The organism is Hallella multisaccharivorax DSM 17128 (genome assembly GCF_000218235.1).
GTDB classification, from domain to species: Bacteria; Bacteroidota; Bacteroidia; order Bacteroidales; family Bacteroidaceae; genus Prevotella; species Prevotella multisaccharivorax.
In genome coordinates, this window is record NZ_GL945017.1 from 1,790,080 (window position 1) to 1,802,724 (window position 12,645).

16 protein-coding genes and 3 pseudogenes are annotated in these 12,645 nt (G+C 40.1%); 11 read left to right on the forward strand and 8 right to left on the reverse strand.

The features are described 5' to 3' along the window. Window positions 1-397: 397 nt before the first annotated feature. The 5 genes and pseudogenes from PREMU_RS07740 to PREMU_RS16070 form a co-directional block, all read right to left on the reverse strand. Entirely contained in the window at window positions 398-1,465 is a 1,068-nt protein-coding gene (locus PREMU_RS07740; protein ID WP_007574364.1) for a relaxase/mobilization nuclease domain-containing protein, read from the reverse strand. Beyond that, window positions 1,449-1,880, reverse strand: a complete 432-nt coding sequence (locus PREMU_RS07745; protein WP_007574365.1) for a plasmid mobilization protein — start codon at window positions 1,878-1,880, stop codon at window positions 1,449-1,451. The genes PREMU_RS07740 and PREMU_RS07745 overlap by 17 nt, the downstream gene beginning before the upstream one ends. A gap of 391 nt (window positions 1,881-2,271) precedes the next feature. After that, window positions 2,272-2,712, reverse strand: coding sequence for a DUF3408 domain-containing protein (locus tag PREMU_RS07750; protein WP_007574367.1), 441 nt, complete (start codon window positions 2,710-2,712; stop codon window positions 2,272-2,274). 4 nt (window positions 2,713-2,716) lie between these two features. Further along, window positions 2,717-2,828, reverse strand: a pseudogene (locus tag PREMU_RS15975) (toprim domain-containing protein); the annotation flags it as partial. A 169-nt stretch (window positions 2,829-2,997) separates the two neighbouring features. Then, window positions 2,998-3,132 (reverse strand): annotated as a pseudogene (locus tag PREMU_RS16070) (VapE domain-containing protein); the annotation flags it as partial. Between the two features lie 469 nt (window positions 3,133-3,601). On the opposite strand from PREMU_RS16070, the gene PREMU_RS07755 reads away from it, so the two are divergent. The 6 genes from PREMU_RS07755 (at window position 3,602) to PREMU_RS07780 (ending at window position 6,306) form a co-directional block, all read left to right on the forward strand. Then, entirely contained in the window at window positions 3,602-3,892 is a 291-nt protein-coding gene (locus PREMU_RS07755; RefSeq protein ID WP_007574369.1) for a helix-turn-helix domain-containing protein, read from the forward strand. Next, complete coding sequence (locus tag PREMU_RS07760) at window positions 3,889-4,182, forward strand: helix-turn-helix domain-containing protein (RefSeq protein WP_040558141.1); 294 nt, start codon at window positions 3,889-3,891, stop codon at window positions 4,180-4,182. The genes PREMU_RS07755 and PREMU_RS07760 overlap by 4 nt, the downstream gene beginning before the upstream one ends. 88 nt (window positions 4,183-4,270) lie before the next feature. Then, the gene (locus PREMU_RS07765) at window positions 4,271-4,690 is read left to right on the forward strand and encodes a VOC family protein (RefSeq protein ID WP_007574371.1); all 420 of its coding nucleotides are present in this window, start codon (window positions 4,271-4,273) and stop codon (window positions 4,688-4,690) included. 13 nt (window positions 4,691-4,703) lie between these two features. Then, window positions 4,704-4,973 (forward strand): helix-hairpin-helix domain-containing protein, encoded by a 270-nt coding sequence (locus tag PREMU_RS07770; protein ID WP_007574372.1) that lies wholly within the window; start codon window positions 4,704-4,706, stop codon window positions 4,971-4,973. A gap of 178 nt (window positions 4,974-5,151) precedes the next feature. Further along, on the forward strand, window positions 5,152-5,583 hold the full coding sequence (locus PREMU_RS07775) for an HU family DNA-binding protein (protein ID WP_007574373.1): 432 nt from the start codon (window positions 5,152-5,154) through the stop codon (window positions 5,581-5,583). 108 nt (window positions 5,584-5,691) lie between these two features. Continuing rightward, on the forward strand, window positions 5,692-6,306 hold the full coding sequence (locus tag PREMU_RS07780) for a DNA alkylation repair protein (RefSeq protein WP_007574374.1): 615 nt from the start codon (window positions 5,692-5,694) through the stop codon (window positions 6,304-6,306). A gap of 262 nt (window positions 6,307-6,568) precedes the next feature. On the opposite strand, the gene PREMU_RS07785 is transcribed toward PREMU_RS07780, so the two are convergent. Both PREMU_RS07785 and PREMU_RS07790 read right to left on the reverse strand, forming a co-directional pair. Further along, window positions 6,569-6,970, reverse strand: a complete 402-nt coding sequence (locus tag PREMU_RS07785; protein WP_007574375.1) for a hypothetical protein — start codon at window positions 6,968-6,970, stop codon at window positions 6,569-6,571. Then, a pseudogene (locus tag PREMU_RS07790) lies at window positions 6,967-7,656 on the reverse strand (site-specific integrase); the annotation flags it as partial. The gene PREMU_RS07785 and the pseudogene PREMU_RS07790, both read right to left, overlap by 4 nt. A gap of 758 nt (window positions 7,657-8,414) precedes the next feature. Between PREMU_RS07790 and PREMU_RS15655 the strand changes: the two are divergent. Genes PREMU_RS15655 through PREMU_RS07815 form a run of 5 tightly spaced genes read left to right on the forward strand, consistent with a single transcriptional unit; the run spans window position 8,415 to window position 12,258 of the window. Next, window positions 8,415-8,774 (forward strand): AAA family ATPase, encoded by a 360-nt coding sequence (locus PREMU_RS15655; RefSeq protein WP_223918577.1) that lies wholly within the window; start codon window positions 8,415-8,417, stop codon window positions 8,772-8,774. Further along, window positions 8,717-9,790 (forward strand): AAA family ATPase, encoded by a 1,074-nt coding sequence (locus PREMU_RS07800; RefSeq protein ID WP_223918578.1) that lies wholly within the window; start codon window positions 8,717-8,719, stop codon window positions 9,788-9,790. The genes PREMU_RS15655 and PREMU_RS07800 overlap by 58 nt, the downstream gene beginning before the upstream one ends. A 13-nt stretch (window positions 9,791-9,803) precedes the next feature. Next, on the forward strand, window positions 9,804-10,394 hold the full coding sequence (locus PREMU_RS07805; protein ID WP_007574379.1) for a hypothetical protein: 591 nt from the start codon (window positions 9,804-9,806) through the stop codon (window positions 10,392-10,394). Between the two features lie 2 nt (window positions 10,395-10,396). After that, window positions 10,397-11,248: a hypothetical protein gene (locus PREMU_RS07810; protein ID WP_007574381.1), complete on the forward strand. Its 852-nt coding sequence runs from the start codon at window positions 10,397-10,399 to the stop codon at window positions 11,246-11,248. A gap of 2 nt (window positions 11,249-11,250) precedes the next feature. Then, entirely contained in the window at window positions 11,251-12,258 is a 1,008-nt protein-coding gene (locus PREMU_RS07815; RefSeq protein WP_007574383.1) for a virulence RhuM family protein, read from the forward strand. A 133-nt stretch (window positions 12,259-12,391) separates the two neighbouring features. On the opposite strand, the gene PREMU_RS07820 is transcribed toward PREMU_RS07815, so the two are convergent. After that, on the reverse strand, window positions 12,392-12,625 hold the full coding sequence (locus PREMU_RS07820) for a hypothetical protein (protein WP_040558144.1): 234 nt from the start codon (window positions 12,623-12,625) through the stop codon (window positions 12,392-12,394). Window positions 12,626-12,645 lie beyond the last annotated feature (20 nt).

Sequence of the window (12,645 nt, forward strand, 5' to 3'; positions counted from 1 at the left end):
TCGTTTCCGTCAAAGAGAAACAGTACTTTATGAATACCTGGGGAAATCTACATTTATGATCTAACGAACCTGTAATATCCTTTATACCCATCATTTCAAGATAGGGTATCAAGTTTGCCTTTACGCCGTAATCGCATCGCCTTTACAAGCCAAGATAATTTTCAAAACGTATCTAATTGAAAATAAAGAAGTTACCTTATTGCATAAACTAAACAGGTAACGATTTGGAAACGAGCGAACTGCTTTTAGTCGCGGGTTTCTGCATTAACAAAGAACGCTTGTTATTCTATTTGCAAAGATAATCATTTGCTTTGAATAGCAAGCGTTTTTGGTGAAGATTTCTCTCTTTTGCTTTGTCTTCGTTTTTGGGATAGAGATTGGGAATAGAGAAAAGTGGTTACAATCCTCTCCCTCTTTTCTTCTTTTTCTTGGCTTGGTTTCTGAGCCTGTGCTGCCATGCAGTCTCGGCATAATCATCACCATGTGTCTGTGGGTTGATGAACCCGCCTGCTGCGGAAATGATTTCTTCGGCTGCATTTATGGCTGTATTTGCCATATTACCTACTGCTTGTGCAATAGATGAACTTTCATTTGTGTTGGCAGATAGTATATAGGAGCGGCTGGGAGGAACAAGTTGATAACCTGTATCGGATTGAGTTTTGTTCTTTGCCGACTCATCTTCTATTGTCGTGGTTTTCTTTGGTTCTGTCTTGTTACTTATCTCAAAGTTCTTCTGCAAGGAACGGTAGCCGAACTCCCTGCCGATTTCAGATGCCTTGAACGATTGTCCTGCGTATGAGAACTTCAAGCCATACACGTTGCCCTGCTTGTTTTTCAAACGTTCAATGGTTACACCACTCTTGCTGAGGTCATAGAGGAACATCGAATGCCCTGCGATGCCTGTGCCTTTATATTTGTTGAACAAGGCATAGCAAATCTTTTGTACCTGCTGCTTTGTTTGTTCTCTCGTTGGGTTGGCTTTTGGCTTCTGATGCAGCCTTTTCGCCTTGACTTCCTTTGCGATGGTCATACCATACTTACGGCTAAGATCTTCTGCTACCCTTGCTGCCCTGTTGCTTACAAAAGTAGTATCATAGACTTCTCTGTACAGGCTGATACGATTGGCAATGATATGGATGTGCATATTGTCGGTGTCCTTGTGCGTTACTGCCACCCATTGATGGTTGGCAAGTCCCATGCGTATTGCAAAGTTTGATGCAAGGTTACGGACGGATGCAAGGCTCAATCTTTTCTCACCTTGTGATGCAATGCCGATTTCGATACGCAGGAACTTGTTCCTGCAACGTGTATTGTAATCGCTGACCATCTTCATTTCCTCGTAAATCTCCTTTGGCGTAGTGCCGCAGAGATTGTGAAAGAGAAGCGTTTTACCGAGTTTCCCCTCTCTGAAAATATACTCCAGTGCATTGCTACCATGCGCAATAGCCTTACATTTTCCTATCATTCTCCATCATATTTAAGAGTTTAATTGCTCTTTCCTCAATACAGTATTTGGGATTAAAGAAACGCTTAAATGCTTCCCTTGCCAAATAGGAAAGGCTTTGGGTAATCAGTACCCACGCATCATCCTTTACCTTGATAAGGTTGGAAATATGTATAAAGAAGTAGGCCGTTCGTCTCAACACCTCTATGGCTTCCTTTTCATTGTCCGTCATCTTGGGAACAGAAATAACCTCTCCACTACGAAGCATCTCGCGACAGTAATCTGAGAACTTCCGCCCTGTGCTTTCCGCCTTTGATTTGATACGCTGCTTTTCCTCTAAGGTACATCTTACCTTGATGGGCTCCGTCTTGTTTATCTGCAGTTCTTTCTTCTCCTGCTGCTGCCATCGGGCAGTCTTGCTATTGTATCTGTTCATATAAAAGTTCTTTTTTCTCTGTTTTCAATCTTGCTTAATTTCTGATGGCTGACCGATGAGAACGGAGTGATTACGGTCTAACCTCCCCGATGGCTTAGCAAGGGGAGCAAGTGCAGTTTGTGGGTACAAACTGACGTCTTGCAATGTCAGTGATAAGACCATTTACGCACGAGGCGTTTTGCAGCCGAAAAGTGAATGCCGTGCATTCTGTGTTTAACTGTGTTCGTGGTGTTCTCATCATTCAGATGTCTGCTTGCTAAAAATATGATGTCATATTTGCCCAAATATGACGTCTCATTTACGAGAATATGACATCATATTTTAATGCGATAGTAGGATTAGAGCGGGAAATAAATCTTTTGAAATTCATCCCTCGCCCCCCTCCTGCGGTTTATAACCTCCTCCATTTCTCTATGTCCTCACCGTACTCCTCCAGATGGAGGCGCACGATGTTCTCCACGAAACTTGAGAGGTTGCTGCGCTTGTCACCCAACCTGCGGACGATGAAGTCCGCACGTTCTTGTGTCGCCCTGCTCAGATAAACCGCCTTTCGGTCGTTCAATTTGGTAGGAACAAGGAACGCCTGTTTGTAAGCTTCGAGCGTTCCCCGTCTCATCTTGGCACTGATGCGCCGTTGAACGGTTGCATTCTCTGTGTGCAGTGTAGGTTCGGATGGCGTGGCATGTTCTACCTCTTGTTGCTTTTGAATAAAATTCATTCCCTTTGCCTGAAATTCGGCGATGGTTTCTTCACTTGAACTTTGAGCTTGGCTTATACCAAAAGATTCTTCGATGAAACGATCCATTTCTTGTGTGTTTTTTTCCTTTTTCATCACTTTATCTTATTTTAAGTTTGACTTGTTTGGGTTTATTGTTTGTTTTTGGAGTTTTCTCCAACTTTTCCTGTTTGCTTACGAACACGGCTGACATGATACTCGTTGAGGTCTTTGAGAATGAAATCCTCTTTTCTAAAGTTTTTTCCTCCAAACTTTTTCATCTTTCTTCTTACTACATACTATTTTAATATAAATGATTGATAATCAGCAATAGTTAGTAGTATGTGGAGATATTACACATTCTACTACATTTGGCTACTATAATTACAGGTGAACCGCCTCTCTGCGATTATGATCTCGCCTGTCGTTTATATTGCCTGCATCTACTTCTCTTTTCATTATTTCCTTGAATTGGTTTCCAAGAGTGAAGTTAGGGTGAGAATGCGTAACTTCCAAGCATTCAGAAGCTTCTTGCATAATGTTGCGTCAGTCTGCTGCTAAATTCTTAGAGAAGCAAGTCAAAAAGAAGAGCATTTATTGCCTCATTAAGCAAAAATCGGATGGTAAGAAGAAAAGGTTGGCTGAAATATTGATGTCGTTGTTTGCTTTCAGATGTAGTATTTTGCTTTGATTATCTTATTATCCTCATTTGTGTAATGGAGAGAATAGCAATCTGTCTCTTTTGTCCCTGCCATAGCGCCACAAGCTGCCAGTTGAATGAAAAGTGATGGAATAAGAAATGTCCTATCTTAATTTTGCAATGAAAGAAAAAAGACGGGGTAGGAAAACGCAAATGCGAACTGATGAAGTGGATTGCTCTTTTCCCTATTGTTCCCGATACTTCCCTACTGTTCCCTGCTGCTTTGAGAGACGTACATGCGCCATTATCTTTGCAGATGTAAACAGGAAGAACCTGAAACAACAAACAATAAAACAAGATAAGATTATGAACTATTACGTCATTACAGAAAGCAATTGGGCAAAGCTGCGAGATGAAATCTTGAGCCTTGCAGAATGTTGCCACCAAGCATTCGGAGAAAAGAGTAAACACACCGATTGGCAGCACAACGGAGATGTGTGCAAGCTGCTGAACATCAGCAAGCGTACCTTGCAGCATTACCGCGATACGGGCATACTGCCGTTTACGCAAATTGGGCATAAGTGCTATTACAAACGTGAGGATGTGGAACAGCTGCTCCTTGCAAAAACAGACAAACCTAAAAACAACAGAATATGATGGAAATGGCAAAAGATTTGAACATGGAAAGCGACGAGATGCAGCTGGTTGTCTCGGCGCTAAGAGGTGTGGAAAAAAGAATTGTGGAAGTGGCAGAAACGCACAAGCCGATCTTTTCCGGAGAACTTTTCCTTACGGGTAAGGAAGTGTGCGAGCGGCTGTATATCAGTCCCCGTACCTTGCAGGACTATCGCGACCGAAAGGTTATCCCCTACACGCAGATTGCAGGGAAGATACTTTACCGATTGTCTGACCTACAGCGAATTTTGAAGGAGAATTATCGGAGATAAAGCATTTGCAAGAGATGTTTTTTGCCGTTTTCTTTGCCTTCCTCCCTATAAATGAGTAACTTTGGGCAAATTCTATAATGTACAACTTATGAGACAGAAATTCACTTTAATCACATTGGGAGTAAAAGACTTTCAAAAGGCATTGGCTTTCTACGAGGGCTTAGGCTGGAAGAAATCGCAACAAAGTCAGGAAGCCTACGCATTGTTTCCTTTGGGTGGGATAGTTTTAGGATTATATCCACTACAAGAATTGGAAAAAGACACAACGCTGAATTATCAGCAGGCATCCTTTTCGGGCATGACAATCAGCTATAATGCCACATCGGAGGAAGAAGTCAATGCAGTGATGCAGGAAGCCGAACGGTTCGGGGCAACCATTGTAAAGCCTGCGCAAAAAGTGTTCTGGGGCGGTTACAGCGGCTATTTCAAGGATTTGGACGGCTATGTGTTCGAGGTAGCCTACAATCCTTTTTGGAAGATTGACAATGAGGGCAACCTTGTCATGTAATTCGTCAGACGCAATGACCAAAGAGCAGACCATTAAGGAACTGACGATAATACCCGGAATAGGGAAATCGCTTGCAACCGACTTATGGAATATAGGGATAACCTCCATTGACGACTTGAAAGGCAAAGACCCCGAAGTTCTCTTTACTTTGTCCAACGACTATGCCAGAGTGGTGCAAGACCGTTGTGTGCTGTATGCTTTCAGATGTGCGGTTTATTTTGCACAGACACCGCCAGAGCATCGGGAAGAGGAAAAACTTAACTGGTGGTTTTGGAAAGACTGAAAAAACAGACGTCATATTCTCGCAAATATGGCGTCATATTTTATTGGAAATGACATCATATTTTTGTATCTTTGTCCGTGAAAGCCTAAAAGTATGCCAGCCGACAAGGAAAAGCCCCTAGCCTTGACGGACGGTAAAGCAACAAAACAGAGGAGCAAAACTAAAAACCAAACAAACCATGGCAAACAGACCTTTAGCCTACACGCTCACCGAGCGCAAGGCAACCATCGGAGCGATGGCAGGAAAAACAGTGCTTCAGGCACGCCCCACAGGGCGCAAACGCATCGACCATCGCAGTTTCTGTGACGAGGTGGGACACGCAACGACATTCACCGGTGCCGAAGTAGAAGCCGTACTGCGACTTGCCGCCGAAATTGCGAAACTACATGTGGAAAACGGCGACATCGTAGAGTTTGGCGACATCGGTACGCTCACGCCATCTTTCCAGAGCAAAATCGTGGAGAAGGGTAAGACGGAGTTCAACCCCAACATCCACATCACCAAGCCCGTTGTCCGCCTATCTCCCTCGAAGAAGTACTTCACGCTCTCGGGTGTAAGCTATGAACGTGTGGAAGCACCGGCGAAGAAAACGGCGAAGCCTAAACCGTAGGTGGTGGCGGAGGAAACGTAAATCCGTAAAATATCCAGTTCCTGATTACTTGGCTGCGACGGGTTAAGCCTGTCGCAGCGATTGTTAAAAAGAAACAGTTGTTTAAGTATGAATGTAGATAATATTTTAAGTAGGATTTTAGAAATCGAACACGGTTTTCAGCATATTCTTGGTGGGGCTGATGAGGTGTTTTCGGCATACTCAAAGGAACAATGTTTTGAACTTGCCCTCACGTTGTTTGAGCACGAAGCCTATCAAGCCCGAATGTTGGCGACAACGATATTGGGCAGATTGGCAACAACGAATAATGATGCACTTCGTTTTCTGAAAGAACAAGTAAGCACCGACGAAAATTGGCGTGTGCAGGAAATGCTTGCAAAGGCTTTTGATGAGGTCTGCAAACACAGTGGATATGAAGCGTCTTTGCCACTCATCGAAGAGTGGATAAATGACGGTAATCCGAATGTAATCCGTGCGGTAACAGAGGGGTTGAGAATTTGGACAAGTCGTCCGTTCTTCAAAGAGAATCCAGCGGTTGCCATTGCGCTAATCAGCAAGCACAAGGCACACGAGAGCGAATATCTTCGGAAATCCGTAGGAAATGCTTTAAGGGATATAAGCAAGAAGCATGCAGAGTTGGTTCAAAGCGAAGTCCAAACATGGGACTTGTCTAATTCAAAAGTTCTGTTTACTTACAAACTAGCAACGAAGTTGTTGAAATAAAAGTTCGCACTATACACTTGGTGCTCTTTTCCGATACTCAAAATGAAGTTGTAATGTAAGAAGACAAAGTTAAATCACAAGAAACAAACGATGTTTTCTGTTTTTGCTGTGAAAAACCTGCAAGAAGATGGTAGCGTGTAGTCAGACTGTAGTAATAGCGATTTCTACTTCCTGACTACACGCTTAACCTTTTCCTTTCACCGTATTCCCTCTCTTTGTAGTTATGTAGTAAGATAATATCGGTGAAAGAGAAAGAAATGTTTCAGCTATTCGTCTTGTCGGTTAAGAATATCGGTGTTATGATGTTTGCCGGGCGGCATTTTTCCCTGCAAATGTACTTTCTGAACAGATAGGCTTCCGTGCTGTCCAACTGATAAGACAAGGCAATGATGATTGAAAGCGGATAAAGCGGTGTATAGCCTTTTGGTCGTCCGTTCACAAAAACTTCTTCCTCACCTGCATTCCTTTCGTCAGGGTACAGATGAGATGTTTTCAGAAGCAGTTGCAGGTGATAATTGAGTTTCTTCCATGTTACACCGAAGAAATCTACGAGTTCACTCTCCGTCATGGCTATATCGCCATTTCCCTTGCGAACGATTTGTATATTGTCGCTCCATTCAAAATAGCTGCGGTCTCTTTTTGCTTGATGATGATTGACGTTCATATCGCTTCCTCCTTTTGATATTTCCTAATCAGCCTGTCCATATCCTCTGAAATCTTATTGTCAGTTACTTGCGCATAGATTTGTGTGCTGGCGATAGATGCGTGTCCCATCATCTTGGCAATGCTCTCAATGGGAATACCTGCACTCAGACTCATCGTGCCGAACGTATGCCTTGCCATATGGTAGGATAACCTTTCTCTAATGCCGCAAGCTTTGCCCACGATGCTTAGCTTTGCACTCATTACACTTCGGCTGCAATCACAGGGAAAGACAAGGTTATCTGTCATTGTTTCAGTTTTACCTTCTTCTTTCACCGATTGCCCTCCTCCGTTTCTCTCTTGTTCGGCCTTGCAATGTTTGATAATGACTTCGGCTATCGGATGCAGGGGCACGACAAACTCCACCTTTGTCTTCTGCCGTTCCTTACGGATATACTTCTGCCCGTCCGCTGCCGTTTGGATATGTCCATATTGCAGGCATTCCATGTCGGCAATAGCTAAACCTGTAAAGCAAGCGAAGATGAACATCAGCCTTGCCCGTTCTGCTTCCTTGTCGTTTACTTTCAAAACCATGAGTCTGGCCACATCGTTCTTTTGCAGAAAGCGTATCTTCTGTTCCGTTTTCTCGTACTTGGCATTTTCAAAGGGATTACAACGAATGAGCCTTTGGCAGACTGCACGGAACATCGATATATCTGGCCGACATATGCCTTTATCATCTGCCTGTTGATATGGAATATATAATGAGGGTGTGTCAAAATAGGCACACCCTCACATCCTAAAGCTTCAAAATTACTTCCTGTGCTTTGTCGGGCCAACTTTGACCTTTTCTACTACAGTTGTGCTCGGGTGCTTTTGTGCATATTCGATAGATACAAATTGCCCCGTTTTAGCACTTCTTCCTTTTTCTATTGTCTTAGCCATCTTTTGATTTTTTTAGTTAATACTATGCGGTAATCTTCCGTTTCCGCTACGGTACACTTAGGTGTTGCATACCATTCACCGTTCATTCCATCAAGTGTTTACCTTGTATGTGCCTCAGGGCAGCAAAAGAAACATCCGTCAACATTGCTATAGTGTTTCTTTGCCTCTCTTACAGCATCCTTGCCATTTGCAAAGAAACCTAAACAAATTCGGTTTTCTACCGATGGCAAATATCTACAACTCGATGCATGAACTTCATGTTCCCCCGTAGGCTGGGCAATTTTGTTTACGTAGTAAAAGTCACTCATAATAAAGATTGTCAACTCTCTGGTCCATTATCCAGGGTCTTAATTTCGAATTGACGCAGCAAAGATATGAACTTTTTCTCTTTAAACAAGAGCAAATGTGAAAAAAACTCATTTTATAGTATAAAAAGCTGGATTTGCATCGAATTATTTTGTTTTATTGAGAATTTATCTCTATATTTGCACAAGTTTATTGTATAATCAATGAGATAGTATATGTTACAGCAATTTATAGTTGAGAATTTCCTCTCATTTAAAAACAGGGAAATCTTTTCTCTTCAACCCAGCAAGGGTACTTTGAAAAAAGAGCATAAGATAGAACCCATTAAAGGACAGTGGGTATTAAAGTCTGCTGCAATGTTTGGAGCAAATGCTGGCGGAAAAAGTAATTTCGTCAAAGCAATTGACTTAGGGAAAAAACTTGTTTTAAGAGGGACAAGAACAGGTGACTTAATAGACTTCTACCCTTTTCGGTTGAGTTCCGAAAATAAAAAAAGGATACAACTATTATTTATCGTATGCTCTGTGGTAACAAAAAGTATGAATATGGGTTTAGCTACAATGCAGAGCAGATAAGTACGGAATGGCTAAAACAAATAAACAAAAACAGCGACAGCGTTATTTTTGAAAGGGAAACAGAAAAATCGAAATTCGAAATTTCATATCTTCTTAAACTCAATCCCAAAGAAGAAGAATCACAGTTCTTGTCTTTCCTAGCAAAGGCAACGCCACAAAGGCAATTGTTTCTTCATGAGGTTATGAGTCGTAACATTCATGAGAATGTATCAAATATTGAAGATTTGGATATTGTTATTAACTGGTTTGTAAACTCTCTAAAAATTATATTTCCTGATACACCGTACAAGCAGGGTGTGCTACTTAAAGCGGCGGATGATGACGACCTCAAACGCGGTTTCGGGGCACTTTTAAGGTACTTCAATACAGGAGTTGATGGCGTAAAATTAATTGAAGTACAATTTGAAAAGCTTGGAATTTCTCAGGATTTACAACGTGCAATAAAAACAGATTTGTCAAAATCCAATACCGACGAGGCTTTTGGAGCATTACATTTTGATGATAATTTGTATTTAATCAACTTGATTAATGGCGAAATTAAAGCCAAAAAATTAATGACCGTTCATAAAAAAATCGATGATACAGATGTAGAATTTTTCTCTCTTGGCGATGAGAGTGATGGTACAAAACGTTTATTTGATTATATTCCACTTATCTTGGATTTGATTCAAGGGGGAAAAGTTTTTGTTGTTGATGAAATGGAACGTAGTTTACATCCTTCACTTATTCAGCAAATAATTATATTGTTTTATAAGTATTCAAAAGATGTGTTCAGTCAACTCATTTTTACCACTCATGAGAGTTCCTTAATGAGTCAAAAAATATTCAGAAGGGATGAAATATGGTTGATGAAAAAAGATAATAAAGGAATTAGTTCATTTGGAAGGATGGATGGTTCGTATAATGTGCGTTTTGATAAGATGCTCCAAAATAGTTACCTCAATGGTGAGTATGGAGCAACACCCATATTTGAAACAGAAGAGGAGATAAATAAATTATTTTCATCTTTTAAATAACTGGCGATACAACATGGTAAGTTTTGTTCCTAAATTTTTGTTTACAGCTACGGTAACGGCACCAGTATTCTTGTCACTTGGATTAATTGGCATCATAAAGGATAGTAAGAATTATTTTCAATATTGGAATAAGCTGCTAGAAAATAACATAATCCCTAATAGTTTTGAATGGTGGAGCATAAATATAAGTTTTGCATTTATGCTAATATGCCTTATTGGCATTAAGATATTCCTTCGCAAAAAATCTTGTAAATGTGGGAAAGGAAAAACGATTAAGGCACAGTTTTATTCAAATCTGTCTCAAAACAGTGCTGAACAGGTAATATCATCAATAATTCCTTGGCTGACTATATTTGCTGACAGACTTGATTTTATGGTATTATTTGTGTGTATAATACTTCAGTGTTGTTTTATTGCAATTGCAAGTTATAATAACAATAACTATAATTTATTGTGTTCAATATGGGGATATCGTTATTATGAGGTAAAAACGGAAGAAAACACATATATTCTTATTTCCAAAAAATGTATTAGAAATAAGAATGAAATCAAAACGTTTGTTGAGTTGACAGATTATATGGGTCTAATCATTAATGACAAATAACTATGAGCCAATTTTACGCATTGATGCACGACAATACTGTAAAGTATATATCTCTAAAAGAAGAGATTGTAACCGATGTTAGAAATCTCTTTATAAACGGAGGTGCTATATTAAAACCTGAAGGTATAGAAGAGGATGTATTTGATGGTAATATCGTAAGCCGAAATGGGGAAAATATTACGTATGTCAATTATAACTTACCAGAAGATTTTATTCATATACCAGATAATCAAGCTGACATGTCCGAATATAATATAAATGAGGACATACCTAAAAGTATATTTTATTACGATGACGGGAAAATTTATTTTCAGGTTTTTAACAAGAAGAATATGTTACAACGTAAAATGGTCTTACAGTTTGAGCATGGGAACGTATTTACTAAAATGAATAACACAGCTTTTATTGTTGAGGATAAAGTTCATGCTATATACGAGGATGGGAAGTTGTATTTCCAGAATTATACAATTGCAAATCAGATATTCTCATTAATAGATTTCATCACCGAAGCCACAAATACTGAAATTGAATCCTTTGGAGAGATAGAAGGCATCAATGTAAGTACAGAAAACATAAAACATATTGCGAATATAAAGACTCGTCGACTTATAAAATTATTATCCAATACAGATAATATTGCAACTTTTATGAGAAAGGCATCTCGAACAAGAACTAGTCTTTTAAGGAAATATGGAGTAAACGCACAAATCAACGAAAACAATGAATTAGTATTACTAACTAATAATGTTGCAGATTTGAATCGCGTCTTGGAATTTCTTAATGAAGATATATTTAGAGGAGTAATCACCGATAGCCTTTACCGATCAAATTCAAAGAAAAAAGATAATCATTAATTATGATTGATGAGAATAAGATAATACTCTATCAGGACGATAACGAAATAACTCGTGTATCGGTACGTTTTGCTGATAAAGATCTGTGGCTTACACAGAATCAGTTGGCGGAAATTTATTGCACTACACAACAAAACATTAGCCAACATGTGGACAATATATATAAGGACGGAGAACTTGCCATAGAAGCAACTAACAAGAAATTCTTGTTAGTTCGACAAGAGGGAAATCGTCAGGTAAAACGTAACATTGACCACTATAATCTTGATATGATAATTGCCCTTGGCTATCGTATTCAATCGCAAGTGGCTACTCGTTTCCGTCGCTGGGCAACACAGCGGCTTCACGAATACATTCAAAAGGGATTCACTATGGACGATGAGCGGTTGAAACAAGGAGGCAACCGCTACTTCCGTGAATTATTGCAACGTATTAGGGATATTCGTAGCAGTGAGCGCAACTTCTACCAACAAATTACAGATATTTACGCCACAGCCACAGACTATGATCCTCGTGACGAGATGACAAAGATGTTCTTTGCTACCGTGCAAAACAAGTTGCACTATGCAGTTCATGAGAATACGGCCGCGGAAGTTATCTACAATCGGGTGGACAATGAAAAGCCGTTTGTCGGCATGACAAACTTCAAAGATTACTATGTAACTAAGGACGATGTGAAAATCGCTAAAAACTACCTGTCTGAGATTGAACTCCAACGTTTGAATCTGCTTGTTTCCGGGTTCTTGGATTTTGCAGAGTTCCAAGCATTGGAAATGAATCCCATGACAATGAAAGATTGGATAGAAGCATTGGATAACCAGATTATTGCTCATAAACGGAAGGTTTTGATTGGCAAGGGAAACATTTCGCATAAACAGGCGATTGAAAAAGCAGAAAAGGAGTTTGCCATCTATCGCAAACGCGAAATGGATTTGCTTGAAAGCGATTTTGATAAGGAAATCAAAAAATTGAAAGACAATGATGGCAATAGTTCAAAATATTTTTTTTAATTTGTATCAAGAAATCATCTGCTTCCACGATGTGCAAAACGCAGAAGTCTGACGGTAGAGCAATAAGAGGAGAATACTGTTAGGGTGATTCTGAAAAGTAATGATATTGAGCTACTTGGGAAGAGATTACGATTCATGATGGCACCACAAATGAAAATTCATAAAAGAGGTTGTCCGGTTTTTGGATAACCTCTTTCTTTTTACACTCTCGCGCATAGCCTTTTGCTCTTCCGTTCACAAAAATTTCTTCCTCACCAGCATCCCTTTCGTCAGGGTGCAGATGAGATGTTTTCAGAAGCAGTTGCAGGTGATAATTGAGTTTCTTCCACGTTACACCGAAAAACCCCACGAGTTCACTCTCCGTCATGGCTATATCGAGACCTCTGC

Excerpts from the sequence above, each read along its gene's own strand:
- PREMU_RS07740 (WP_007574364.1), bottom strand. The coding sequence starts at position 1,465 with ATGATAGGAAAATGTAAGGCTATTGCGCATGGTAGCAATGCACTGGAG.
- PREMU_RS07745 (WP_007574365.1), bottom strand. The coding sequence starts at position 1,880 with ATGAACAGATACAATAGCAAGACTGCCCGATGGCAGCAGCAGGAGAAG.
- PREMU_RS07750 (WP_007574367.1), bottom strand. The coding sequence starts at position 2,712 with ATGAAAAAGGAAAAAAACACACAAGAAATGGATCGTTTCATCGAAGAA.
- PREMU_RS07755 (WP_007574369.1), top strand. The coding sequence starts at position 3,602 with ATGAACTATTACGTCATTACAGAAAGCAATTGGGCAAAGCTGCGAGAT.
- PREMU_RS07760 (WP_040558141.1), top strand. The coding sequence starts at position 3,889 with ATGATGGAAATGGCAAAAGATTTGAACATGGAAAGCGACGAGATGCAG.
- PREMU_RS07765 (WP_007574371.1), top strand. The coding sequence starts at position 4,271 with ATGAGACAGAAATTCACTTTAATCACATTGGGAGTAAAAGACTTTCAA.
- PREMU_RS07770 (WP_007574372.1), top strand. The coding sequence starts at position 4,704 with ATGACCAAAGAGCAGACCATTAAGGAACTGACGATAATACCCGGAATA.
- PREMU_RS07775 (WP_007574373.1), top strand. The coding sequence starts at position 5,152 with ATGGCAAACAGACCTTTAGCCTACACGCTCACCGAGCGCAAGGCAACC.
- PREMU_RS07780 (WP_007574374.1), top strand. The coding sequence starts at position 5,692 with ATGAATGTAGATAATATTTTAAGTAGGATTTTAGAAATCGAACACGGT.
- PREMU_RS07785 (WP_007574375.1), bottom strand. The coding sequence starts at position 6,970 with ATGAACGTCAATCATCATCAAGCAAAAAGAGACCGCAGCTATTTTGAA.
- PREMU_RS15655 (WP_223918577.1), top strand. The coding sequence starts at position 8,415 with ATGTTACAGCAATTTATAGTTGAGAATTTCCTCTCATTTAAAAACAGG.
- PREMU_RS07800 (WP_223918578.1), top strand. The coding sequence starts at position 8,717 with ATGCTCTGTGGTAACAAAAAGTATGAATATGGGTTTAGCTACAATGCA.
- PREMU_RS07805 (WP_007574379.1), top strand. The coding sequence starts at position 9,804 with ATGGTAAGTTTTGTTCCTAAATTTTTGTTTACAGCTACGGTAACGGCA.
- PREMU_RS07810 (WP_007574381.1), top strand. The coding sequence starts at position 10,397 with ATGAGCCAATTTTACGCATTGATGCACGACAATACTGTAAAGTATATA.
- PREMU_RS07815 (WP_007574383.1), top strand. The coding sequence starts at position 11,251 with ATGATTGATGAGAATAAGATAATACTCTATCAGGACGATAACGAAATA.
- PREMU_RS07820 (WP_040558144.1), bottom strand. The coding sequence starts at position 12,625 with ATGACGGAGAGTGAACTCGTGGGGTTTTTCGGTGTAACGTGGAAGAAA.